Here is a 22,873-nt window from a genome sequence, read left to right as displayed (position 1 = left end):
GGTATCCATGCCGCTTGACGAACCCCCGCTCCCCCAAGCCGACCTTCGGCAGCTCTGGCTCGACCTGCGCCAGGCCAGGCCTGGCATCCGCAACCGCGACGCCGCCGAGGCACTGGGGGTCAATGAGGCGGAACTGATCGCCTCCGGTCTCGGTGCCCAGACCATCCGCCTGCAACCGGACTGGCCGGGCCTGTTCGCGCGCCTGCCGAAGCTCGGCAAGGTCATGGCGCTGACCCGCAACGAGACGGTGGTGCATGAGCGCCGCGGCACCTATGCCGAAGCCAGCTTCAACGACCATGTCGGGCTGGTGCTCGGGCCGGACATCGATCTCCGCATCTTCCTGAAGTCCTGGCGATTCCTGTTCGCGGTCGAGGAAGAGAGCCGGCGCGGTATCCTGAAGAGCCTGCAGGTCTTCGACCGCCACGGCACCGCCGTGCACAAGATCTTTGCCGAGGAAGCTACCGATGCGGCGGCATGGGCGACCCTGATCGCCGATCTGCGCGCGCCGATTCAATCGGCGCAGCTCGACCTTGCCGCGCCGGAGACCAAGGTGGCACCGCGACCCGATACGGAGATCGATATCGCGTCGCTGCTCGACGGTTGGCAGAACCTCAAGGACACGCATGACTTCGTGCCCTTGCTGATGAAGCACAAGGCGCAGGCGAACCAGGCCTTTCGCCTGGCCGAGGGCCGCTTCAGCTGGCGGCTGGAGAACGGCGCGGTGCGGCGCCTGTTGGAGATCGCATCCGAACGCGCGGTGCCGATCATGGTCTTCGTCGGCAATCCCGGCATCATCCAGATCCACAGCGGCCCGGTCGCGCGGATCCAGATGGTCGGCGAATGGCTGAACGTGCTGGATCCGGAATTCAACCTGCATCTCCGCGAGGACAAGATCGCCGAGGTCTGGAAGGTCGAGAAGCCGACCAGCGACGGCATCGTCACCTCGGTCGAGGTATTCGATGGCGGCGGCGAACGCATGGCGACCTTCTTCGGCTGGCGCAAGCCGGGCCAGCCAGAACTCGAAGCCTGGCGCGGTATGGTGCAGGACCTGGCATCATGATGCGACGGCGGAACTTCCTTGCCGCAGGCGCCGCGCTGGTCGTCGCGCGGCCCGCCCTGGGTGCCGCGCCGCAGCGGATAGTCGCCATCGGCGGGGCGATGACCGAGATCGTCTTCGCTCTGGGCGAGGGCGCGCGGGTGGTCGCGGTCGATACCACCAGCCTCTATCCCTGGCGCGCGGTGGCGCCGTTGCCGAAGGTCGGCTATCTGCGCCAGCTCTCGGTCGAGGGCATCCTCTCGACCAAGCCCGACCTCATCCTGGCCGACATCGATGCCGGGCCGAAGGACGTGCTCGACCAGCTGCAGAGCATGGGGGCGCCGGTCGCGCATTTCAGCGGCGACCACACCGTCGCCTCGGTGGTCCCGAAGATCCGCTTCGTCGGCGAAGCGCTCGGCCACCATGCCGACGCCGAGGCCATGGTCGAAGGCTATGCCGCCGACTTGAAGGCGATCGAGAGCGCCGTCGCAGGTCTCGCCCGCAAGCCGAAGGTGCTGTTCCTGATCGCGGCCGGCCCGAACGGCTTGCGCGGCGCCGGCGACGGCACCGCGGCCGGCGAGATGATCCTGCGGGCAGGCGGCGTGAACAGCTTCGCCGGTGTAAGCGGCTACAAGCCGGTCTCGCCCGAGGCCTCGCTCGCCGCCAATCCCGACACCTTGCTGATGATGAAGCAGACGGTGGACGAGATCGGCGGCATCAACGCCGTCGCCATGCTGCCAGCCTTGGCGAAGCTCGCTGCCGCCCGGGAGAAGCGGATCGTCGCACTCGACGGCAATTACATGCTGAATTTCGGGCCGCGCACCGCCCACGCGATCCGCGACCTCGCTGCGGCCTTGCATCCGGAGGCGGCCCTCCCCTCGCTGCCGGACCGGCCCTGGACCACCTCGTGACGGAATCGACGATCGCCGCCGTCGGCGATGACGGCCCCTCTCCCGCTGCGGTGATCCTGCCGCTGCTGGTGGTCGGCGTCATCGGCGCCTTCCTGCTCTCGGTCGTCTTCGGGCCGATCCCGATCACGCTCGGCGAGATCGCCGCCGCGCTCGCCGGCGGTCATGTCGACGGAATGCTCAAGGACGTCATCCTCGATCTGCGCATCCCGCGGAGCCTGATGGGGCTCAGCGTCGGCGCGGTGCTGGCGGTCGGCGGCACCGCGATGCAGGGCCTGTTCCGCAATCCGCTGGCCGACCCGACCCTGATCGGCGTCTCCGGGGGCGCGGCACTCGCCGCCGCGAGCTTCATCGTGTTCGGCGCCTCACTCACCTTCATCCCGGACAGTCTTCGGCTCTACGCCATGCCCGTTGCCGCCTTCCTGGGCGGCATCGCCGTGGTCTTCGTGATCCAGCGTCTCGCACTGCGCGACGGTCGGACCGACATCGCGACCATGCTGCTCGCGGGGATCGCGGTGAATGCCGTCGTCATGGCCGGGATCGGCCTCCTCACTTTCATCGGCGATGACGCGCAGCTGAGGACCATCAATTTCTGGATGCTGGGCAGCCTCGGCGGCAGCGGCTGGGGTCCCCTCTCCGCCGTCGGACCGGTGGCGATCGTCGTCGTCATCGCCTGCCTCGGCCTCGCGCGGGTGCTCGACGGCATGATGCTGGGCGAGCGCGAGGCGCAGACGCTGGGCTTCAAGGTCGAGACTGCGAAGAAGCTGCTGATCGTCGCGGTCGCCGCGGGCGTCGGCACCGCGGTCGCCTTCTGCGGCGTGATCGTCTTCGTCGGCATCGTGGCGCCGCATATGATCCGGCTGGCGATCGGCCCGGCGCATCGCGCGCTGCTGCTGGGCGCGGCGCTGCTCGGCGGAATCCTGATCCTGCTGGCCGACACCCTCTGCCGGCTGATCGTGGCGCCGGCGGAATTGCCGATCGGCATCGTCACCAGCCTGTTGGGCGCCCCCTTCTTCCTGGCCTTGCTGCTCGGGCGCAGCCGGAGCCTGGGCGCATGATCCGCGCCAGCAACCTCTCCCGGCGGATCGGCGGCTTGAGCGATATCTCGCTGGAGATTCCGGCCAGCGCGTGCACGGCGATCATCGGACCGAATGGAGCTGGCAAGTCCACCTTGCTCGACGTGCTCGCCGGGCGGAGCGGCGCCGACAGTGGGATCGTCAACTTCGGCGGCAGGCCGATCGGCGACTGGGTGCCGGTCGAGCTCGCCTGCCGCCGCGCCTTCCTGCCGCAATCTCTGGAGGTCGCGTTTCCGATCCGGGTCATCGACCTGGTGATGCTCGGCCGCTCACCCCATCACGGCCGCGCTTCCGCGCAGGAAGATCGCGCCGCAGCGGAGACGGCGCTGCGGCTGACCGATGCCTGGCATCTACGCGACCGCGCCTATCAACGCATCTCCGGCGGCGAGCGCCAGCGCGTGCAGCTCGCGCGAGTCATCGCGCAGATCTGGCGCCCGCAAAGTGCGGACGGCGAGCCGCGGATGCTGCTGCTGGATGAGCCTACGGCCAGCCTCGACCCCGGGCACCGACTGGCGGTGATGCGCCTGTTGCGCGATCTGACCATCGCCGGGATCGGCGTGGTCCTGGCGCTCCACGACTTGAACGACGCGGCGCGGTTTGCCGATCGCGTGGTGCTGCTGCACCAGGGACGCATCATCAGCGAAGGCGGGCCGGAGGCGGCGCTGCAGGCCGAGGTGCTGACGTCGGCCTATGGGGCGAAGGCGGAAGTCATCCGCATCGCGGATGCAGCCCCGGTGATTGTGTTTCGGTAGTCGCTCACGTCTTTACATGCAGCCGGTGCACGTCGTGGGTGATGGTGCCGCTTTCGTTGTCGGGACGCTCCAGCCATTCAGGGTAGGCAAGCGTGCGGCGGATATCGTCGAGGCCGGCTTCCCAATGCTCGCGCATGGTGAGGCGGCTGAACTCATAGTCCTTGTGATAGGCCTCGAAGGCCTTGTCGCGGTAGATGAGGTGGATGACGTTGTGCACCTTGCTGCAGGACTGTTCCTTTGCCGCGACGACGTCCGGATCGTTGTCTAGACCTTCCGGCAGCTTCTGCAGCAGCGAGCGCACGGTGCGGCGGAGCTTCTGAATCTCGAGGCTGACATCGGTCGCCTGCCGGGTACGGCTGGAATACTGGATGTCCTTGCGCCGCTCCTCGACGTCGAAGACGTTCTTCGGCAGCGGCCCGCGCGCCGACCAGAGATCGACCTGAAAAGCCAAGGTGTCGCGGCGCGGCAGATGCTGCAGCACCTCTATCAGCGGCGTGTTGGAGAGCAGGCCGCCGTCCCAATAATGCCGGCCGTCGATTTCGACCGCGGGGAAGCCCGGCGGCAGGGCGCCCGAGGCCATGAAGTGCTCGGGCCGGAGTTCGCGGTTGGCGTTGTCGAAATAGGCGAAGTTGCCGGTCTCGACATCGACCGCGCCGACCGAGACCCTGACCTCGCGGGAATTGATGCGGTCGAAGTCGCAGAGCCGCTCCAGGGTCTCCTTCAAGGGCGCGGTGTCGTAGTAGCTGGTGGCGGCGGGTCCGCCGCCCGCCATCGCGAAGGGCGGCGGGAACCTGAGCTTGTAGAAACCACGCTGACCTTCGAACAGAGCGCGCGCCGCGGAAAACGCGCTGGCGGCAGAGCGGATGTCGCCGCTGCCGAGCACCGGCGCGAAACGATCGTCCACCGCCCATTCGGGGAACAGGGCGGAGCTGCAGATCGTGTCCCAGAACTCGGTCAGCCGCTCCAGCCGCTTCTCCGGCGCATTGCCGGCGAGGATCGCGGCGTTGAGCGCACCGATCGAGATCCCGCAGAACCAGTTGGGCATGATCCCGGCTTCATGCAGGCCCTGGTAGACGCCAGCCTGGTAGGAACCGAGCGCACCGCCGCCCTGAAGCACCAGGGCGACGGTCTCGTAGGCGGGCAGCTGGACCTTGGTCACTTTCCGCTCGCTCACTTCATCGACCAGCCGTGACTGACGATGAAGGACTGGCCGGTGAGCGCCGCCGAAGGATAGGAGGCGAGGAACAGCGCCATCTGCGCCACGTCATCGACGGTGGTGAAGATGCCGTCCACCGTGTCCTTCAGCATGATGTTCTTGATCACCTGGTCCTCGGTGATCCCGAACTCCTTGGCCTGTTCGGGGATCTGCTTGTCCACCAGCGGCGTGCGCACGAAGCCGGGGCAGATCACATGGGAGCGGACGTTGTATTCGGCGCCCTCCTTCGCCACGACTCGCGCGAGGCCCAGCAATCCATGCTTGGCCGCGACATAGGGCGCCTTCAGCTTGGAGGCTTCGTGGGAATGGACGGAGCCCATATAAATGATCGTGCCGCCGCGCTTGTCCTTGTACATGTATTTCATCGCGGCCTTGGTGATCAGGAAGCCGCCGTCGAGATGGATCCCCATCATCTTCTTCCACTCGGCGAAGGGAAATTCGTGCACCGGCTTCACGATCTGGATCCCGGCATTGGAGATCACGATGTCGATCGCGCCGAAGGTCTTGGCCGCGAGGTCGGTGCCGGCTTCGACGGCCTTTTCCTCCGAGACATCCATGGCGATGCCGATGGCCTCGCCGCCCTTGGCCTTGATCTCGGCGGCGGCCGCATCGGCGCCGGCCTGATTGAGATCGGCGATCGCGATCTTGGCGCCCGCCTTCGCATAGGTTTCAGCGATCGCCTTGCCGATACCGCTGGCCGCACCGGTGATCAGCGCCACCTTGCCGTCGAGACGCATCCTGGTTCTCCACTTCCTTGTTTGCTGCAGTGCAAAAGGTAGTGGGATCGGCCGTCGGTTTCAACCGACCTGATGGTATCAAACGGTAACGGAAGCGCCCTATTTCCGCGGATTTCAGGGGCTTGGGCCATTCCTGGGCGCCCTTTGCCAGGGACTGCGAATCTGGGCTAGTCTCCGGCCGCCGGGGACGACCGGGATGAGAAGCCCGAGCCATTCCGTCGCCGGCTCAGTTTGGCAATCCAGCGGTCATTTTATGAAGTATTTGGAAGATTGGCTGACCGAGCGCAAGGTCGATGAGGTCGAGTGCCTGGTCCCGGACATCAACGGCATCCCGCGCGGCAAGATCCTGCCCTCGCGCAAGTTCATCAAGAGCTCGAAGGGCGAGAGCCTGCGGCTGCCGACCAGCGTGTTCCTGCAGACCGTGACCGGCGAGTATCCGGACGTAGAAGAAGACAGCGTCGGCTCCTATGAGGATCCCGATGTCTATCTGACGCCCGATTCCGACACCGTGCGCATCGTCCCCTGGTACACTGATCCAACCGCGCAGGTGATCCATGACGCGGTCGACGGCGAGGACAAGCCGGTCGAAATGGCCTCGCGCTACGTGCTGAAGCGCGTGCTGCAGCTCTATGACGACAAGGGCTGGAAGCCGGTGGTGGCGCCGGAGCTCGAGTTCTACCTGGTGCAGCCCAACACCGATCCCGACCTGCCGCTGCTGCCGCCGATCGGCAAGAGCGGCCGCGCGGAAACCGGCAGCCAGGCCTATGGCATCGACGCGGTGAACGAGTTCGACCCGATCTTCGAGGACGTCTACGACTACTGCGAGATCTCCGAGATCGACGTCGACACGCTGGTCCATGAATCCGGATCGGCGCAGATGGAGATCAACTTCAACCACGGCAACCCGCTGGAGCTCGCCGACCAGGCCTTCCTGTTCAAGCGCACGGTCCGCCACGCCGCGCTGAAGCACAATGTCTATGCCACCTTCATGGCGAAGCCCTTGGCCAATCAGCCGGGCAGCTCGATGCATGTCCACCAGTCGGTGGTGGACAAGCGCACCAACCGCAACCTGTTCGCGGATTCCAAGGGCCGCGACACCGCCCTGTTTCGCGCCTATGTCGCCGGCCTGCAGCGCTACCTGCCGCAGGTCATCCCGATGCTGGCGCCGAACATCAACTCCTACCGACGGCTGCAGCCGCAGTTCGACGCGCCGATCAACGTGCAATGGGGCATCGACAACCGGTCCTGCGGCTTGCGCGTGCCGGTCTCGAACGCGGCCGGCCGGCGGATCGAGAACCGGCTCGCCGGCGCGGATGCCAATCCCTATCTCGCCATGGCCGCGACCCTGGTCTGCGGCTACATCGGCATGACGGAGAGGCTGAAGCCCTCGAACCAGATCGAAGGCAGCGCCTATCGCATGCCGCATACTCTGCCGAAGACGGCCTATGAGGCGCTGTCGCGCTTCATGGCCTGCAAGCCGATCAAGAGCCTGCTGGGCGAAAAGTTCATTCAGGCCCTCTATGTCGTGAAGACCGCCGAGCTCGCGGCCTACCAGAACGTCATCAGTTCCTGGGAGCGCGAGCATCTGCTGCTCAACGTCTAAGGAGGTCGCCGTGTTCATCACGAAATACGAACTCCTCGTCCTGACGGCGCGGATCAACTTCAATCCGTGACCTTCGCCTTCCACCGACTCTGCGGCTGATGCCGCGTATCGTTTTCAGGAAGGAATATCGCTATGACCGCTCAACCCGCACGCAACTCGACCCGCGAATGGCAGGCGCTGGACCGCGCCCATGTCCATCCGTTCACCGACCATGCCCAGCTGCACAAGATCGGCCCGCGCGTCATCGCCAAGGCCGAGGGCACGCACCTGATCGATTCCGAAGGCGTGAGGCTGCTCGACGCCTTCGCCGGACTCTGGTGCGTCAACGTCGGCTATGGCCGCAAGTCGATCGCCGAGGTCGCCTACAAGCAGCTCCTCGAGCTGCCCTACTACAACACCTTCTTCAAGACCACGCATCCGCCGGTGGCCGAGCTCTCGCGGATCCTGATCGACATGACGCCGAAGCAGTTTAACCACGTCTTCTACGGCCAGTCGGGCTCGGATGCGAACGACACCATCGTCCGCATGGTCAGGAGCTACTGGAACCTGAAGAAGCAGCCGAAGAAGAAGACCATCATCGCCCGGACCAACGGCTATCACGGTTCGACCATGGTGGCGGCATCCTTGGGCGGCATGAGCTACATGCATGAGCTCGCCGACCTGCCGCTGCCCGGCTTTGTCCATATCCGCCAGCCCTATTGGTATGGCGAGGGCGGCGACATGGCGCCGGACGCCTTCGGCAAGCTCTGCGCCGAGGCGCTGGAACAGAAGATCCAGGAGCTCGGGCCTGAGAACGTCGCGGCCTTCATCGGCGAGCCGATCCAGGGTGCGGGCGGCGTGATCATCCCGCCTGAGACCTATTGGCCGGAGATCCAGAAGATCTGCAAGAAGCACGACATCCTGCTGATCGCCGACGAGGTGATCTGCGGCTTCGGTCGCACCGGCCACTGGTTCGCCTCGGAATATTACGGCATCGAGGCCGACTTCATGACCCTCGCCAAGGGCATCACCTCGGGCTACATCCCGCTCTCGGCGATCATGGTCTCGGACCGCGTCGCCGAGGTGCTGGGGTCGATGGGCGACTTCGCCCATGGCTTCACCTATTCCGGACACCCGGTGGCTTGTGCCGTCGCGATCGAGAACATCCGCATCATGAAGGACGAGAAGCTGGTCGATCGGGTGAAGAACGAGACCGGCCCCTATCTCACCAAGAAGATGCAGGAGATGCTCGACCACCCCTTGGTGGGCGAGGTCCGCAACCTGGGGCTCATGGGTGCGATTGAGCTGGTGAAGGACAAGAAGGCGCGCAAGACCTTCGAGCCGGTGGGCGATACCGGCACGATCTGCCGCGATCACTGCTTCAAGCTCGGCCTGGTGATGCGGGCGACCCGCGACACCATGCTGATCTCGCCGCCGTTGACCTGGACCAAGGCCGATATCGACGAATGGGCGGGTCTTGCGCGCAAAGCGCTCGATCTCACCGCGAAGGATCTCGGCGTCTAGGCGATGCAAGGCGCCCCGCGGCGTGACAACCGCGGGGCGCCTTTCTCATTTCGTCAACCGGCCCGCACCTTGGCGATGAAGGTGTCGACCTCTTTCCGCAAGGCTTCGGCCTGCTTTGCCAGCTCGCCGGAAGCTTCGCGCACCTGTGACGCGGCGCCGCCGGCATCTTCCGCTGCCCGCGAGACGCCGCTGATGTTGCGCGCGACCTCCTCGGTGCCGCTGGCGGCCTGGGTCGCGTTGCCGGAGATTTCCTTGGTGGCCGCAGTCTGCTCTTCCACCGCGGCGGCGATGGCGGCGGCAATCTCGTTCACCCGCGAGATCGTGGTCTTGACGCTGCTCATGGCGTTGACCGCGCTCTCTGTCGTGCTCTGGATGCGGGAGATGCGGCCGGTGATCTCCTCGGCGGCCTTCGCCGTCTGATTGGCGAGACTCTTCACCTCGGACGCCACCACGGCGAAGCCCTTGCCGGCATCGCCGGCGCGGGCCGCCTCGATGGTGGCGTTCAGGGCCAGCAGGTTGGTCTGGCCGGCGATGTCGCCGATCAGCTTCACGATGCCGCCGATCTCTGCGGCCGCAGCGGCCAGCTCCGACATCGTGCTGCCGGTGGATTCGACCTCCGTCACGGCGTTCTTCGCCGCGGTCGAGCTGTCGTTCACCTGGCGGCTGATTTCCGAGATCGAGGCCGAGAGCTCCTCGGAGGCCGAGGCCACCGTGGTGACGCTGGTCGATGCCTCGGTGGTGGCTGCGGCGACGGCGGCGGCTTGCCGCGTCGCCTCTTCGGCGACCGACGCCATGGATTGGGCGTTGGATTCGAGCTCTACGGCGGAGGCGGAAACCGCCTGGACGACGCCCTGCACCGAGGCCTCGAAGCTGTCGGCGAGCTCCAGCATGCCGCGGCGGCGCGCTGCCGCCGCCTCGCGTTCCGCGTCCTCGGTCTTGCGGCGCAGCGCCTCGATCTCGGTCAGCTTCTGACGGAAGAATTCGATCGCCTTCGCCATCACGCCGAGCTCATCACCGCGCCCGACGCCGGGCACGGCGACGTCGGTCTTGCCGTCCGCCAGCGTGTTAACCACGCCGGCCAGCGCGCGCACCGGCCTCGAGGCCAGGTATCGCACCAGCATCGCCATCACCAGTGCGAGCAGGACCACCAGGACGGCGGACGAGATCTCGATCACGCGGGTGACGTCACGGGTCGGCTGATCGACCGTAGTGCCGACCAGGTTCGACATCACCACCCAAGGCGTTTCGACCCGGCCGAGCTTCACCGGAATGAACAGGCGATTGACATCGCTCTGGAGCGATTCGGAGAAGTCGGTGGTCTCATGCGTCTCGCCGGCGGCGGCTTTCTCGAAACCGGCATCGAGCGAAGGCTGGGTGTCGTGGACCTTCTTGCCCAGCCGTTCCGGGTCCTTGTAGGAGACCCAGAGTCCGCCCGACGAAATCAGATAGACGCTGCCGTCGCCGAGCGGCTTCATCGTCGCCAGCTCGGCATTGAGCGCGCTGAGGTCGATATCGACGCCGGCGGTGCCGAGGGTCTTGCCGTCGACCACGATCGGCACAGTCAGGCTAGTCATCAGCACGTCCTGACCGTTGACCGGGAAGATGTAAGGCTCGGTCACCTCCTCCTTCCCGCTCTTGTAGGACTTGGTGAAATAGTCCTGCTCCATGATCACGGCGTCGCTGTTCTGCTGCAGCTTGACCCCGTCGGGCGAGTTCACCGCATAGAGCGAGGCGCGGCCGCTGCTGTCGCTTACCACCCGCTTCGGATCGGCATGATCCTTGTCGGCGCCGTCAAAGGCATCGGGGGCAAATTCGATCCAGGAACCGACGAGATCCGGCGCCGTCTGGGTTGCATCGAGGGCAATGCGCGCCAGCATCTCGCGCGTGCCCTTCTCCGTCCGGATGGTGGCGGCATTCTGGGCCAGCAGCCGCGCCAGGCGGAATGCGGTCTCGAAGCGAAGCTGGATGGCGGTCGCGGCCTGGTCCGCCGCGGCGCGGCCGAGCGCCATCGACAGCTTCTCGGTCTCGCGTCCGGATTGGGTCGCGACCACGAGAGTCGATGCGGCAAGGCCGATCACCAGGGCGGTGCAGATGGGCAGCAACAGCTTCGCTGCCAATGGAAGCCGGTTCCAGAGACGCATGACGGATCTCCCCCGAGCACGCTGAGCGGCCGTGGCAAGTTCCACCGGCCGACCGCGCCAAATTGGCCCAAAGAAGCTTTATATTGTATTAAGCTCTAATTCCTATTCTGGACTCGTAGGTATAGGAGCGGCCGGAACCCGCCTTGGTCAGCCCGGGCGGACCATCTCGATCTCCTGATAGCAGACGACCATGTCGACCGTGGTGCCGTCGCTCGCCAGCGGCAGGAGGAGCGTCTCGGCTTCAAGCCTTGCGCCATTCGCGGACAGCGTTCGGTCGCCGTCGTAGACGACCTGGCGCTCCTCGATCACCAGCCGGTAATTCTCCATGATCTCGGCGAGGCTGTTGCCGAAAAACGCCTCTTCGACACGCTTGCCTCTGCCCTCATGGCCACGGAGGCTGGTCGCCCCGGTACCGATCAGCCGATAGGTCAGACGATATGGCGGCCTTTGATCGGGCATGGGCATGACATCGACCAGAACCAGGCCGGGCAGCCAGGTCTTCATCTCGATCGGATCGAGGTCGACGCGCGCCGGAAACAGATGGCTCCGTCGCTTCGATTGCCAGTACCGGAAGAAACCGGCGGTACGAGGATGGCAGCGTTCCAGGAAGGCGAGCCCCACGATTCGAGGATAGTCGGCATCGAGCATGCGTTGGCCGTCTCGCTCCCTAATGGCGCGCCGCCCTCGCGGCGATGATGTTTCTCGACGCCCCCGGCGTCGTCCCGAGCCGTGATTTCGGTAGGCTGACATAGGCGGTCGTGCCCGCGCCTGGCTCGCTGTCGAGCCAGACGGCGCCGCCATAGGCCTCGACGATGCGCCGCGTGTTGACCAGGCCAAGGCCGAGGCCGCCATGGCTGCGACTTTGGCTGCCGGCGAGCTGAACGAAGGGCTGGAACAGCTTGTCGATCTTGTCGCGCGGAATGCCGATGCCGCTGTCCGCGACCGAGACCACCAGCGCCCCGGCGAGATAGCTGTCGGAAGGAGGGGCGGCATGGATCGAGACCACGCCGCCTTCCGGCGTGAACTTCACCGCATTGCCGATCAGGTTGAGGAAGACTTGGCGCAGATGCGTCTCGTCGGCCAGCACCGTGGGCAGATTATCGCCGAGGTCGAGGTCCACCGAGATCCGCTTGGCGGCGGCGATGTCGCGCACCAGATCGGTGCATTGAGCAAGGCAGCGCCGCAGGTCAACCGGATCGTCGCCGGTGCGGAAAGTGCCGGCATCGATCCGGGCGAAGTCCAGGATTTCGCGCACGATGCCGAGCAGATGCCCGCCCGCCTTGCCGATGTCGGCGGCGTAGTCGCGATAGGCGCTGGTGCCCACCGGCCCCATCATCTCCTTCTCGATCACCTCGGAGAAGCCGATGATCGCGTTCAAGGGCGTGCGGAGCTCGTGGCTCATGTTGGCGAGGAAGTCCTGCTTGGCGACGTTGGCCGCCTGGGCCTGGACCAGGGCCTCGGCGACCTCCATGGAATAGGCCTGGTTCCGCCGCATCAGCCGCCCGATCCACACGGTCGAGGCCAGCACGATCAGCGTGGTCAGCACGGCAAGCGCGAAGGGCCAGATCATGCCCAGCAGCCATTTCCGCTGCAGGTCGGCGGTATCGAACAAGGCGAAGATCATGATCGGCTCGCCGGACAGGCGGATATAAGCGAGCAGGCTTGTTCCGGTTCGGACGATTCCCGGCGTCGCGTTGCCGCGGCCGCGAGTGTTGCCGGCCTGGCTCACGGCAAGATCCGAGATCACCGGCACCTGCCGTCCAACCCATTCGTTGACCGGCCAAGCCACCAATACGGTGCCGTCGCCCCGGACGAAGCCGATCCGGCTCGGCGCCGAGATCAGCAACCCGTCGTAGCTGCTGCGAAAGGCGCTCGTGCGCACGGCAGCGACGATGTAGCCGACGCCGTAACGGTTGGGGTATGCCCGCATCACGACCGGCAGGACTTCGGCACCGCTGTCGCGGCTGACGACGGCGGGGGCGAGAAAGATGCTGCCCGGCGGCTGGTCCTTCAGCGCCATGAAATAGTCCCGGTCGCCGACGTAGACCGAGATGTTCTCCTCGCCGAGATCCGCCGGCCGATGCAGGTAGCCCGCGTTGTCCACGAAGCGCAGGGCCACCGGCTCGTCCTCGAAGGAGACCATCTGGTTGATGGTCTCCATGAGGTCCGCGAAGCCGGCGGTGCCGGCCGGGCCGGAATTCTTCTTCAGCCAATTGTTGGTGATCGTCAGCGCCGACTGCATGACCTCATAAGTGCGCGCCGTCTGCGCCCGGAGCAGCCGCTGCGCGCCCAGGATCTCGAGCTTGGCGGAATTGAAGGTGTCTTCGTGACGATCCATGGCCACGAGGGCCGTTGCGCTCCAAATCCCCAGCAGGATCGCGGCAGAGAAAACGGCAAAGAACAGCAGCAGGCGATCCGGTTTGCCGGGGCGCCGCCGCGCCTTTTTCACTTGTGGCGGTTCCAGATCCAACCCGACCCCCTGCCAATGCAGGGGATTTTATCCTAGCGCGGTCGCGCCAAGATAGCGGTTTTGTTCAATTTTTTCGCGCAGCAGCTGACGTTAACGGTCTTTCAACACGGGGGTGTTTGGATGTCGTCGAAAGTCTTCTGTCCGGAGTTGAACCACTCCTCTTCCTGCCCCCACAAAGCATAACGCGCGCGATGAGCGCGCACGCCTTTCCGGCGCAGGTGAAGCCTTGCTTCGCGCCGCCGGAACACGAGGGCCGCGGGTGCTCGGGGGTCCCGCGGCCCTCGCCCATTTCCGGACCCAGCGAACGGAAGCTGTGACGAACGTCCCACTTCCCTGCCTTTGCGAACGACGATCGGCTCGTCCACCGGTAGCTTTTCCCGGCCGGCGATCGGCGCCGGTTTCGGCAGGGGAGTTCGGATCATGGCCGTCACGGTCTATTTCGGCACCAACCGCAACGCGATCCTCGGACCGGTGCCCAACAATTTCGGCACGGATTTCAGCCCCAGCGGCGGCCTCACCTGCGGCAGAGCGGTCATCACCTCCGTCGCTGACGAAAGCGAGATCGGCAATTCCAATATCGCGATCGATTCCGTGACTCCAGGCGGCTTCTCGCCCTTGCTGCAGTCCGAGATCGCCGCCGGCAATGCCAAGCATCTGCTGATCTACCTCCACGGCTTCGACTATCGCTTCCGCGAGGTGATGATGCGCGCCGCCATGCTCGGCGACTGGTTCGGCAAGGGATCGCCGAAGGTGCCCTCCACCTTGCTCGCCTTCACCTGGCCCTCGCTCGGCAGCCTCAGCATCGACGCCTATCGCACCGATTACCGCAGCTCGGGCCTTTCCGGCATCGCCTTCCGGAGCTTCCTGCAAGCCCTGCTGCCGACCCTCAAGGCCTTCAAGCAGGGCGGTGCCAACCGCCGCGTCACCCTGCTGGCGCACAGCATGGGTAACCATTTCCTGCGCGCGGGACTTGCCGCCGCGGTCGGCACGGCTCCCGGGCAGATCGCGCCGTCCGATCTCCGGGCGGTGATCGACCGCGTCGTGCTCGCGGCCTCGGACGAGGACGTGGATTCGCTGTCGCGGCCGGATGGGCTCGGAATCAGCCTCGGCATCTGCGACCGGGTCTATCTCTACTACAACAACCAGGATGTGCCCTTGAGCCTGATCAGCCGGCCGGTGCACGGCGTCGGGCGGCTCGGCATCGACGGCCCGCCCGACAAGGAGAGCTTCCTCGGCCACAACATCACTTTCGTGAACTGCTCGGCCGCCAACCCCTTCGTCAACAAGAAGAAGGAGATCCGCCTCGACCCGCAATGGCACCAGTATTATCGCCTGGTGCCGGAAGTCAGGAACGACCTCTGCGGAGCGATGCTGGGTGTCGACGATGCGGCGATGCCGAACCGGACCTATCGCAAGAAGGGCAACTACTGGCGGCTGGATCTGGCGAAATAGCTACTTGGCGCTGATGCGATAGACGCAGCGCCGCGCGCCGGCAACGATGTGTTCGTCGCGCTCGACGCTGACCTTCTCGCCGAGCGATTCCCGGAACAGCGCCAGTTCCGAGCGACAGAAGCCCTGGCAGGCTTTCGCCGCGACGCAGATCGGGCAGTGGTTCTCGATCAGCAGCAAGGCGCCGTCGCCGCCGGCCGCAATGCTCGCCATGTAGCCCTCCTCGCTGCGGATCTTGGCGAGGCGCCTCACCTTCTCCTTCAGCGATGCGGCGCCGTCGAGGGCGCGGCGATAGCCCTCGCGCGCCGCCAGCTCGCGTGCCTCGATCACGGAATCGAGCATCGCCTCGCCGCCGGTCTTGCGAATGGCGGTGATCAGTTCCAGCGTGAGGCCGGCATGGTTGTCCGGAAAGCGCCCATGGCCGGCCTCGGTCAGCGACCAGATGCGCTTCGGGCGGCCCACGCCTTCGCTCTGATCGACGGCATCGACCAGGCCATCCTCCTGCAAGCGCGCGAGATGCTGGCGCGCGCCGACCGCGGTCATGCCGAGCTTGCGTCCCACCGCCTCCGCGGTCTGCGGCCCGGCGGATTTCAGTGCATGCAGGACGCGGAGCGAGCCTCGATGCTTCATGGCGGTGACATTAGCACGGCCCCGACAATTTGAAAAGCATTTGCTTTTCAAATTACGCCGCGCTAAGAGGGAAGACCTGAACCGGTCGAGGTGCCTCATGCCTCTGGTCCTGCCGCTGCGTCTCGTCGCTTTCCTCCAGGCGTTGCGCCTGCCCGACATGCGCCCGAGCGAGCCGCAGCGCAAGCGCGGCAAGCTCGATCTCTGCGTGCTGCCGCCCTATCTGCGGCGCGACATCGGCTTCGAGACCTTCCACTGCGAGACCCGCGAGGACTGGCGCACCTTTCGATGAGCTCCGCTGTCGACAATGCGCAGCCGGTGCGCCTGTTGCGCCGGGAGAACATCGCGCCGCTGGTCCTGGTCAATCTCGGCGTCGGATTGCATGCGACGATCTGGTACATGGCGACGACGGCGATGCCGAGCGCGGTCGAGGAGCTCGATGCCGCCGCCTATTTGAGCTGGGCGACCAGCCTCTATCTCATGACCTCGATCCTCGGCGGCGCGATGCTGCCACCGATCAAGGCGCGTTTCGGCCCGCGCAACGCGATGATGGTGTTCGGACTGGTGGTCGTCGCCGGCGGCGTCCTCGCCGCAATCGCGCCGAACATCGGCTTCATCCTGGCCGGCCGCGCGATCCAGGGACTGGGCGAGGGCTTCCTGCTGGCACTGAGCTACACCTTGGTGCGCGAGCTGTTCGACAACGCACTGGTGCCGCGGGTCGGCGGCATCGAAGCGGTGACCTGGGCCTGCGCCGTCTTCATCGGCCCGCTGCTCGGCGGCTGGCTGACCGATCTCGGCACCTGGCGCCTTGCCTTCTTCGGTTCGGGCATGCTGCCTTTGCCGATGATGGCGTTGGGCTGGGTGATTCTGCGCCGGCATCCCTATGAGAAGATCGCGCAGTCGGCGCCGATGCTGCGACTGCTGCTGCTCGCGATCGGCGTGATGGCGATTGCCGTCGCCGATCGGCTCTCGGTGCTGGTCGAAGGCGAGGTCGGTCGCCTGCTCGGCTTTGCAGCGGTTCCGTTCGGTATCGCCGTGATCGCCCTCACCTTCGCGCTCGACCGGCGTAGCCGGCACAAGCTCTTCCCCACCGCCTTCCCCGGGTTCCGCCATCCCGCATGCCTCGGCATCTGGGTGCTGGCCCTGATGGCCCTGTCGGAGGCCGCGGTCTATGTCTATGGACCTTACATATTGCAGATCTATCGCGGCCTGACGCCGACCTGGGCCGGCTATTTCGGCGCGATCCATGCGATCGCCTGGTCGTTGACCGCGATGCTGGTGGCGCCGCTCGGCGCCCGCTGGCACGACCATGCGATCATTGCCGGTCCGACCTTGCTGGCGATCGGCCTGGCGGGCCTCGCCTTCACGCTCGCGACCAGCCCGCTCCCGATCATCGCGATCGCGATGGTGCCGATCGGCTGCGGCTTCGGCATCTCCTATTCCTTCCTCAGCCAGCGCATCATGGGGACTGCGGATCCCGGCGAGGAAGATGCGACCATCGCCTCGATGTCCACCATCTTCGGCATGGGCGGCGCGATCAGCGCGGCGGTTTCAGGCCTGATCGGCAACAGCATCGGGCTCGATCGCCCGCTCACCGTCGCGGTCGTCGAGCAGGCCTCGCTCATTCTCTATGGCGGCGGAGCCCTGCTGGCCGGAATCGGCATCCTGTTCGCCTGGCAGATGGTCCGCGCCTACGCCTTGCATCCGCGGCGCGCCGCCTGAATTGATATTATCTATGCCGTCGCTCATTTAATTCGATTTTCCAGATACACTCCCCTTCGGGCAATCTGCGCCGATCCAAGTTTGGGGAGTTCCTGCCATCATGCCGCGCGACCCGCGCTACGACATCCTGTTCGAGCCGGTGAAGATCGGTCCGGTCACGGCGAAGAATCGCTTCTACCAGGTGCCGCATTGCAACGGCCAGGGCTACCGCGACCCCTCCGCCATGATCAAGATGCGGCAGAACAAGGCCGCCGGCGGCTGGGCGGTGATCTGCACCGAGCAGGTGGAGATCCACCACACCTCGGAGATCACGCCCTTCATCGAGCTCCGCATGTGGGACGACCGCGACCTGCCGATCTTCGAGCGGATCGCCAAGGTGGTGCACGACCAGGGGGCGCTGGCCGGCACCGAGCTCGCCTATAACGGCATGAACGGCGCCAACTTCACCACCCGCGAGACGCCGCTTGGGCCCAGCCATCTGCCGATCGCCACCTTCACCTACGACCCGATGCAGGCGCGGGCGATGGACCAGGCCGATATCCGCGATCTCCGCCGCTGGCATCGCAATGCCGCGATCCGGGCCAAGCGTGCCGGCTTCGACATCGTCTATGTCTATGCCGCGCATGGCTTCAGCGTGTTCCAGCATTTCCTGTCGCGGCGCTACAACCACCGCACCGACGAATACGGCGGCAGCCTCGAAAACCGGATGCGCCTGCTGCGCGAGGTCACCGAGGACACCAAGGAAGCGGTCGGCGATACCTGCGCCGTCGCCGTGCGCTTCGCCATGGAAGAGCTGATGGGACCGGACGGCATCACCAAGTCCGAGGCCGAGGAAGTGATCGGGCGCATGGGCGAGGTGCCGGACCTCTGGGACCTCACCATGGGCAGCTGGGACATCGATTCCCGCACCTCGCGCTTCGTCGAGGAAGCCGGCGAGGAAGAATACGTGCGCGGCGTGAAGGCGCTGACCTCGAAGCCGGTGGTCGGCGTCGGCCGTTTCACCTCGCCGGACCAGATGGTGCGGCAGATCAAACAGGGGCTGCTGGATTTCATCGGTGCGGCCCGGCCCTCGATCGCCGACCCCTTCCTGCCGAAGAAGATCGCGGAAGGCCGTATCGAAGATATCCGCGAATGCATCGGCTGCAACATCTGCGTCTCCGGCGACATGACCATGTCGCCCAGCCGCTGCACCCAGAACCCCGCGATGGGCGAGGAATGGCGCAAGGGCTGGCATCCGGAATTCATCCGCCCCAAGGAATCCGATGCGCGGGTGCTGATCGTCGGCGCCGGCCCGGCCGGATTGGAAGCGGCGCGGGCGCTCGGCCAGCGCGGCTATGACGTGGCATTGGCCGAAGCGACCACCGAGCTCGGCGGCCGCGTCGCCCGTGAGCAGAAGCTGCCGGGTCTCTCGGCCTGGGGAAGGGTGAAGGACTATCGCGCCTTCCAGCTTTCGAAGATGCCGAATGTCGAGATCTTCTACGACAGCCGGCTCGATGCCGGCCAGGTGCTGGAGTTCGGCTTCGACCGGGTGCTGGTCGCGACCGGGTCGACCTGGCGGCGCGATGGCGTCGCGCATGCTCATACCCTGCCGATGCCGATCGCGGCCGGTGCGGAAGTTCTGACGCCGGACGACCTGATGGCGGGCAAGCGCCCCGGCGGCAAGACGGTGACGCTCTATGACGACGACCATTACTACATGGGCGGTGTGCTGGCGGAGCTGCTGCAGCGCGAGGGCTTCGCGGTCACCCTGGTGACGCCGGCGACCGAGGTCTCGAATTGGGCGCGCAACACGATGGAGCAGTTCAAGATCCAGGCGCGGTTGCTGGAGCTCGGCGTCGAAATCGTCACCGGCCGCGCGGTTTCCGCCGTGCGGAAGGGCGAGATCGAGACCGCCTGCGTCTTCACCGGACGCACCGATAGGCGCTCCAGCGGCAGCGTGGTGCTGGTGACCGCACGCCTGCCGAATGACCGGCTCTATCTCGATTTGAAGGCACGCGAGAAGGATTGGGCCGATGCCGGGATCATGGGCGTGAAATGCGCCGGCGACGCCTGGGCGCCCTCGACCATTGCCGGCGCCGTCTATGGCGGTCGCCGCTATGCCGAAGAGATGGACGCCCCGCCGATCGGCGACGCCCTGCCCTTCCGTCGCGAGATCACCGAGCTGCTGCCGGAGTGACGGCGGGGTTTACGGGAGCGTCGGGCGCGCGTATCAAACGCCGATGATCTACGCGAACCCCAACGAGCTCGCCGTCGCCTTGCCGCGCCCCATGCGGCTGGCCGGGCTCGATCTCGGCGAGAAGACCATCGGCGTCGCGATCGGCGATCCCGGGCACCATGTCGCTTCGCCGCTGACCACGATCCGCCGCAGCAAGTTCACCAAGGATGCGACCGAGCTCCTGCGCATCGTTGACGAGCGGCAGATCGGCGGCCTGATCATCGGCCTGCCGCTCAACATGGACGGCACGGAAGGCCCGCGCTGCCAGTCGGTCCGGCAATTCGCCCGGAACCTGATGCCGATGCGCGACCTGCCAATCGCCTTCTGGGACGAGCGCATGTCCACCATGGCCGTCACCCGCGGCATGATCGAAGCGGACTTGAGCCGGGCGAAGCGCAGCAAGGTCGTGGATCAGTCGGCGGCGGCGTTCATTCTGCAGGGCGCGCTGGATTCCCTGCATCGGGACCGCTGAGACCACTCACCGCTTGCATTTCCGCACCCGCCCCTCGACAGTGGCGGCCAAAGAGCATGGGGAGCTTCTATGTCCGGACCGCTGACCGGCCTTCGGGTTTTCGATCTGACGCGTATCCTGGCCGGGCCGATGTGCACCCAGATCCTCGGCGATCTCGGCGCGGACATCATCAAGATCGAGCGGCCGGGGGCCGGCGACGACACGCGCAAATGGGGCCCGCCCTTCGTCAAGGATGCGCAAGGCAACGACACCACCGAGAGCGCCTATTATCTCGCGATCAACCGCAACAAGCGCTCGGTCACCTTGGACGTCGCCAAGCCGGAAGGCCAGGAGCTGGCGAAGCGGCTGATCGCGCGTTGCGACATCTTCATCGAGAATTTCAAGGTCGGCGATATGGCCAAGTATCGCCTGAACTACGAGGAGCTGAAGTTCGAGTTCCCGCGGCTGATCTATTGCTCGATCACCGGCTTCGGCCAGACCGGCCCTTATGCCAACCGCGCCGGCTACGATTTCCTGGCGCAAGGTATGGGCGGGATCATGAGCATCACCGGCAATCCCGACGGCGAGCCGACCAAGGTCGGCGTCGCCGCCACCGATATCGTGACCGGCATCTTCACCTCGACCGCTATCCTGGCGGCGCTCCAGCATCGCCATGTGACCGGCCTCGGCCAATATGTCGATATGGCCCTGCTCGACTCCCAGGTGGGCTGGCTCGCCAATGCCGGTCTGCAGTATCTCACATCCGGGAAGGTGCCGGTGCGGCTCGGCAACGAGCATCCCTCGATCGTGCCCTATTCCGTAGTGAAATCGGCCGATGGCTTCTTCATTCTTGCAGTCGGCAATGACAGCCAGTTCCAGAAGTTCTGCAGCTTCGCCGGCAAGCCGGAATGGGCGACGGATGAACGCTTCAAGACCAACCCGGCGCGGGTGAAGAACCGGGTCGAATGCTACGCACTCGTGAACGGCGTCACCGAGACCAAGACAACGTCCTACTGGATGGAAGGCTTAGAGAAGATCGGCGTGCCGGTCGGCCCGGTCAACGACATCGGCCAGGTCTTCGCCGACCCGCAGGTGCTGGCCCGCGGCATGAAGGTGACCATGCCGCATCCCCTCGCCGGCTCCGGCCATGTCGACCTGATCGGCAACCCGATCAAGCTTTCGGAATCCCCCGTGGACTACAAGCGTCCGCCGCCGACCTGCGGCCAGCACACCGACGAAGTGCTGAAGGAACTGCTGTTCCTGGAGGAGAAGGAGATCGCGGCGCTAAGGGTGAAGGGCATCGTCTGAGTGGGTGATACTTTCTTCCCGTTCTACCTGGAGCGTCTCGAAACCGTTCTCAGCGAGATGAAATTCGGCCAGCCATCCGCGCTCTACCTGGCGATTGCCCTGGTTGCTTCAGTCAATGCGACGGTCTTGTGGTATTCGTTGCGAGACACCGAACGATTTGCCTGGATCGGGATGTTCGCCGGCCTCGTCGCGCGGGTTCACCGAGTGATCCTTTGGATCGGCTTCGCTTACATCGTTCTTCGTTTCCCGCTGATGGCCTTCGCGGCACCCCCCCTGGCATTCGGTCACACCTTGTTCGGCATGGTGATGTACAGCTTGCTGTTCGCACCCCTTTGGGTCGGCCTAGTCATCCTCGCCTGGACAATGACGCGGCGCTGCCATTACCGCGGCGTTCCATCCTTCCGCGCGCGCAGGGCGGCGATCGTCCTTGCCGTTATCTGTTGGTGGGGGTCAATCGGCGAGTTTCGCGTTCTGCTGGACCCGGCCCTGCTCCGTGAGTTGAGCCGGTTCCCTATGTAGCTTGGCTTCACACCAGCCCGCGGGCTTTCAGCTCATCCTTGATATAGGCGTAGTAGATCGGCGCGGCGATCACGCCGGGGATGCCGAAGATCGCGTCCATCACCAGCATCGCCAGCAACAGCTCCCAGGCGCGGGCGTGGATCTGGCCGCCGATGATCCGGGCGTTGACGAAGTATTCCAGCTTGTGGATGGCGACCAGGAACACCAGCGAGCCGATCGCGGCATAGAGCGAGACGCTGAGGCTCACCACCACGATGACCGTGTTGGAGATCAGGTTGCCGATCACCGGCAGCAGGCCGGCGACGAAGGTGACCAGGATCATGGTCTTGGTGAGCGGCAGGTTGACGCCCAGCATCGGCAGGATCAGCACCAGGTAGATCGCGGTCAGCGTGGTGTTCAGCGCCGAGATCCGGATCTGCGCGAAGACGATGCGACGGAAGGACATACCGAGGCGCGAGACCCGCTGCTCCAGCGCGCGGGACAATACGGGCAGTTCGCGGGTCGGGGTGAGATCGGTCAGCGCCACCATGGCGCCGATGATCATGCCGATCAGCAGATGCAGCAGCACCCCGCCGGCCCGCTCTCCATAGATCTGCAGGCCGCGCGCATTCGCCCGGAGCCAGCCGGCGGCGGTGTTCTCGATTTCGTTGACATTGGCCGGCAGGTATTCCCGCGCCCAGGGCGGCAGGTAGGCCCGGGCCGAGCCGACGATATCGGCCATCTTCTGCATCAGGACCGGGAGGTTGTCCGACCGGTCGGTGACCAGGCTGGCGAGGCTCCAGCCGCCGAGCACCAAGGCGAGGACGACGACCAAGGCCACCAACCCGACCGCAATCCAGCCGCCGACCCGGCGGCTGACGCCGATCCAATGGTGCCGCGCGGCAATCACCTGGACCAGCTCGAAGACCAGCAATCCGGCCAGGAGCCCGGCGATCAGGTGCAGCCAGAGCACCGCGACGAGGGTGACGCCCATGATCACCCAGGCCGCGATCTCGCAGCGGAACATCAGCCGCTGGTCGGGGTAGCGGACCGGCTCCAGCCTGGTTTCGGGTTTGGCAGCAACTTGCGCGCGGTGCTTCATCTGGGTTCTGAAATGGCGGCCAGGCAGCCTCGGGTCAAGCCATTATATTTCCCCCCGGC

At 65.6% G+C, this 22,873-nt stretch carries 20 protein-coding genes; 13 read left to right on the top strand and 7 right to left on the bottom strand.

Annotated elements, in window-relative coordinates:
• The first annotated feature begins 7 nt into the window (after positions 1–7).
• The 4 genes from ACYQ4T_RS06115 to ACYQ4T_RS06100 are packed head-to-tail and all read left to right on the top strand — an operon-like array spanning position 8 to position 3,772.
• Positions 8–1,060 (top strand): hemin-degrading factor, encoded by a 1,053-nt coding sequence (locus ACYQ4T_RS06115; RefSeq protein WP_459851457.1) that lies wholly within the window; start codon positions 8–10, stop codon positions 1,058–1,060.
• Positions 1,057–1,947 (top strand): heme/hemin ABC transporter substrate-binding protein, encoded by an 891-nt coding sequence (locus ACYQ4T_RS06110; protein WP_459851455.1) that lies wholly within the window; start codon positions 1,057–1,059, stop codon positions 1,945–1,947. Before ACYQ4T_RS06115 ends, ACYQ4T_RS06110 begins: the two co-directional genes overlap by 4 nt.
• Positions 1,944–3,002, top strand: coding sequence for a FecCD family ABC transporter permease (locus ACYQ4T_RS06105; protein WP_459851453.1), 1,059 nt, complete (start codon positions 1,944–1,946; stop codon positions 3,000–3,002). The genes ACYQ4T_RS06110 and ACYQ4T_RS06105 overlap by 4 nt, the downstream gene beginning before the upstream one ends.
• On the top strand, positions 2,999–3,772 hold the full coding sequence (locus tag ACYQ4T_RS06100) for a heme ABC transporter ATP-binding protein (RefSeq protein WP_459851451.1): 774 nt from the start codon (positions 2,999–3,001) through the stop codon (positions 3,770–3,772). Before ACYQ4T_RS06105 ends, ACYQ4T_RS06100 begins: the two co-directional genes overlap by 4 nt.
• Positions 3,773–3,776: 4 nt before the next feature.
• Here the strand turns inward: ACYQ4T_RS06100 and ACYQ4T_RS06095 are convergent, their stop codons facing one another.
• Both ACYQ4T_RS06095 and ACYQ4T_RS06090 read right to left on the bottom strand, forming a co-directional pair.
• Positions 3,777–4,931 (bottom strand): patatin-like phospholipase family protein, encoded by a 1,155-nt coding sequence (locus tag ACYQ4T_RS06095; RefSeq protein WP_459851449.1) that lies wholly within the window; start codon positions 4,929–4,931, stop codon positions 3,777–3,779.
• Positions 4,932–4,942: 11 nt separating this feature from the next.
• Complete coding sequence (locus tag ACYQ4T_RS06090; RefSeq protein WP_459851447.1) at positions 4,943–5,725, bottom strand: 3-hydroxybutyrate dehydrogenase; 783 nt, start codon at positions 5,723–5,725, stop codon at positions 4,943–4,945.
• Positions 5,726–5,978: 253 nt separating this feature from the next.
• Between ACYQ4T_RS06090 and ACYQ4T_RS06085 the strand changes: the two genes are divergently transcribed.
• Both ACYQ4T_RS06085 and ACYQ4T_RS06080 read left to right on the top strand, forming a co-directional pair.
• Complete coding sequence (locus ACYQ4T_RS06085; RefSeq protein ID WP_459851445.1) at positions 5,979–7,328, top strand: glutamine synthetase family protein; 1,350 nt, start codon at positions 5,979–5,981, stop codon at positions 7,326–7,328.
• A 132-nt stretch (positions 7,329–7,460) separates the two neighbouring features.
• Positions 7,461–8,831 carry an aspartate aminotransferase family protein gene (locus tag ACYQ4T_RS06080; RefSeq protein ID WP_459851443.1) on the top strand — a complete coding sequence of 457 codons (1,371 nt, stop codon included), beginning with the start codon at positions 7,461–7,463 and terminating at the stop codon, positions 8,829–8,831.
• A 53-nt stretch (positions 8,832–8,884) separates the two neighbouring features.
• Here the strand turns inward: ACYQ4T_RS06080 and ACYQ4T_RS06075 are convergent, their stop codons facing one another.
• The 3 genes from ACYQ4T_RS06075 to ACYQ4T_RS06065 form a co-directional block, all read right to left on the bottom strand.
• The gene (locus ACYQ4T_RS06075; protein WP_459851441.1) at positions 8,885–10,972 is read right to left on the bottom strand and encodes a methyl-accepting chemotaxis protein; all 2,088 of its coding nucleotides are present in this window, start codon (positions 10,970–10,972) and stop codon (positions 8,885–8,887) included.
• A 147-nt stretch (positions 10,973–11,119) separates the two neighbouring features.
• Positions 11,120–11,620: a PAS domain-containing protein gene (locus tag ACYQ4T_RS06070; protein WP_459851439.1), complete on the bottom strand. Its 501-nt coding sequence runs from the start codon at positions 11,618–11,620 to the stop codon at positions 11,120–11,122.
• 19 nt (positions 11,621–11,639) lie between these two features.
• Positions 11,640–13,310 carry a sensor histidine kinase gene (locus ACYQ4T_RS06065; RefSeq protein ID WP_459851437.1) on the bottom strand — a complete coding sequence of 557 codons (1,671 nt, stop codon included), beginning with the start codon at positions 13,308–13,310 and terminating at the stop codon, positions 11,640–11,642.
• 552 nt (positions 13,311–13,862) lie between these two features.
• Here ACYQ4T_RS06065 and ACYQ4T_RS06060 point away from each other — a divergent pair.
• On the top strand, positions 13,863–14,894 hold the full coding sequence (locus ACYQ4T_RS06060; protein WP_459851434.1) for an alpha/beta hydrolase: 1,032 nt from the start codon (positions 13,863–13,865) through the stop codon (positions 14,892–14,894).
• Here ACYQ4T_RS06060 and ACYQ4T_RS06055 read toward each other — a convergent pair whose 3' ends face one another.
• Positions 14,895–15,521 carry a helix-turn-helix transcriptional regulator gene (locus tag ACYQ4T_RS06055; protein WP_459851432.1) on the bottom strand — a complete coding sequence of 209 codons (627 nt, stop codon included), beginning with the start codon at positions 15,519–15,521 and terminating at the stop codon, positions 14,895–14,897.
• A 97-nt stretch (positions 15,522–15,618) separates the two neighbouring features.
• Between ACYQ4T_RS06055 and ACYQ4T_RS06050 the strand changes: the two genes are divergently transcribed.
• From ACYQ4T_RS06050 to ACYQ4T_RS06025, 6 genes are all read left to right on the top strand, one after another.
• Positions 15,619–15,810, top strand: a complete 192-nt coding sequence (locus ACYQ4T_RS06050; RefSeq protein WP_459851430.1) for a hypothetical protein — start codon at positions 15,619–15,621, stop codon at positions 15,808–15,810.
• The gene (locus ACYQ4T_RS06045) at positions 15,807–17,240 is read left to right on the top strand and encodes an MFS transporter (protein WP_459851428.1); all 1,434 of its coding nucleotides are present in this window, start codon (positions 15,807–15,809) and stop codon (positions 17,238–17,240) included. The genes ACYQ4T_RS06050 and ACYQ4T_RS06045 overlap by 4 nt, the downstream gene beginning before the upstream one ends.
• Before the next feature lie 100 nt (positions 17,241–17,340).
• Positions 17,341–19,416 (top strand): oxidoreductase, encoded by a 2,076-nt coding sequence (locus tag ACYQ4T_RS06040; RefSeq protein ID WP_459851426.1) that lies wholly within the window; start codon positions 17,341–17,343, stop codon positions 19,414–19,416.
• A 43-nt stretch (positions 19,417–19,459) separates the two neighbouring features.
• Positions 19,460–19,927, top strand: coding sequence for a Holliday junction resolvase RuvX (ruvX, locus tag ACYQ4T_RS06035; RefSeq protein ID WP_459851424.1), 468 nt, complete (start codon positions 19,460–19,462; stop codon positions 19,925–19,927).
• A gap of 69 nt (positions 19,928–19,996) precedes the next feature.
• Complete coding sequence (locus ACYQ4T_RS06030; protein ID WP_459851421.1) at positions 19,997–21,214, top strand: CaiB/BaiF CoA transferase family protein; 1,218 nt, start codon at positions 19,997–19,999, stop codon at positions 21,212–21,214.
• Positions 21,215–21,733 (top strand): hypothetical protein, encoded by a 519-nt coding sequence (locus ACYQ4T_RS06025; RefSeq protein ID WP_459851419.1) that lies wholly within the window; start codon positions 21,215–21,217, stop codon positions 21,731–21,733.
• 7 nt (positions 21,734–21,740) lie between these two features.
• Here ACYQ4T_RS06025 and ACYQ4T_RS06020 read toward each other — a convergent pair whose 3' ends face one another.
• Positions 21,741–22,814, bottom strand: coding sequence for an AI-2E family transporter (locus tag ACYQ4T_RS06020; protein WP_459851416.1), 1,074 nt, complete (start codon positions 22,812–22,814; stop codon positions 21,741–21,743).
• Positions 22,815–22,873 lie beyond the last annotated feature (59 nt).

Source organism: Dongia sp. agr-C8 (assembly GCF_054658695.1).
This window is presented reverse-complemented; position numbering and strand designations above follow the sequence as displayed.

Excerpts from the sequence above, each read along its gene's own strand:
- ACYQ4T_RS06075 (WP_459851441.1), bottom strand. The coding sequence starts at position 10,972 with ATGCGTCTCTGGAACCGGCTTCCATTGGCAGCGAAGCTGTTGCTGCCC.
- ACYQ4T_RS06110 (WP_459851455.1), top strand. The coding sequence starts at position 1,057 with ATGATGCGACGGCGGAACTTCCTTGCCGCAGGCGCCGCGCTGGTCGTC.
- ACYQ4T_RS06065 (WP_459851437.1), bottom strand. The coding sequence starts at position 13,310 with ATGGATCGTCACGAAGACACCTTCAATTCCGCCAAGCTCGAGATCCTG.
- ACYQ4T_RS06055 (WP_459851432.1), bottom strand. The coding sequence starts at position 15,521 with ATGAAGCATCGAGGCTCGCTCCGCGTCCTGCATGCACTGAAATCCGCC.
- ACYQ4T_RS06040 (WP_459851426.1), top strand. The coding sequence starts at position 17,341 with ATGCCGCGCGACCCGCGCTACGACATCCTGTTCGAGCCGGTGAAGATC.
- ACYQ4T_RS06080 (WP_459851443.1), top strand. The coding sequence starts at position 7,461 with ATGACCGCTCAACCCGCACGCAACTCGACCCGCGAATGGCAGGCGCTG.
- ACYQ4T_RS06085 (WP_459851445.1), top strand. The coding sequence starts at position 5,979 with ATGAAGTATTTGGAAGATTGGCTGACCGAGCGCAAGGTCGATGAGGTC.
- ACYQ4T_RS06050 (WP_459851430.1), top strand. The coding sequence starts at position 15,619 with ATGCCTCTGGTCCTGCCGCTGCGTCTCGTCGCTTTCCTCCAGGCGTTG.
- ACYQ4T_RS06115 (WP_459851457.1), top strand. The coding sequence starts at position 8 with ATGCCGCTTGACGAACCCCCGCTCCCCCAAGCCGACCTTCGGCAGCTC.
- ACYQ4T_RS06060 (WP_459851434.1), top strand. The coding sequence starts at position 13,863 with ATGGCCGTCACGGTCTATTTCGGCACCAACCGCAACGCGATCCTCGGA.
- ACYQ4T_RS06090 (WP_459851447.1), bottom strand. The coding sequence starts at position 5,725 with ATGCGTCTCGACGGCAAGGTGGCGCTGATCACCGGTGCGGCCAGCGGT.
- ACYQ4T_RS06100 (WP_459851451.1), top strand. The coding sequence starts at position 2,999 with ATGATCCGCGCCAGCAACCTCTCCCGGCGGATCGGCGGCTTGAGCGAT.
- ACYQ4T_RS06045 (WP_459851428.1), top strand. The coding sequence starts at position 15,807 with ATGAGCTCCGCTGTCGACAATGCGCAGCCGGTGCGCCTGTTGCGCCGG.
- ruvX (WP_459851424.1), top strand. The coding sequence starts at position 19,460 with ATGATCTACGCGAACCCCAACGAGCTCGCCGTCGCCTTGCCGCGCCCC.
- ACYQ4T_RS06020 (WP_459851416.1), bottom strand. The coding sequence starts at position 22,814 with ATGAAGCACCGCGCGCAAGTTGCTGCCAAACCCGAAACCAGGCTGGAG.
- ACYQ4T_RS06070 (WP_459851439.1), bottom strand. The coding sequence starts at position 11,620 with ATGCTCGATGCCGACTATCCTCGAATCGTGGGGCTCGCCTTCCTGGAA.
- ACYQ4T_RS06030 (WP_459851421.1), top strand. The coding sequence starts at position 19,997 with ATGTCCGGACCGCTGACCGGCCTTCGGGTTTTCGATCTGACGCGTATC.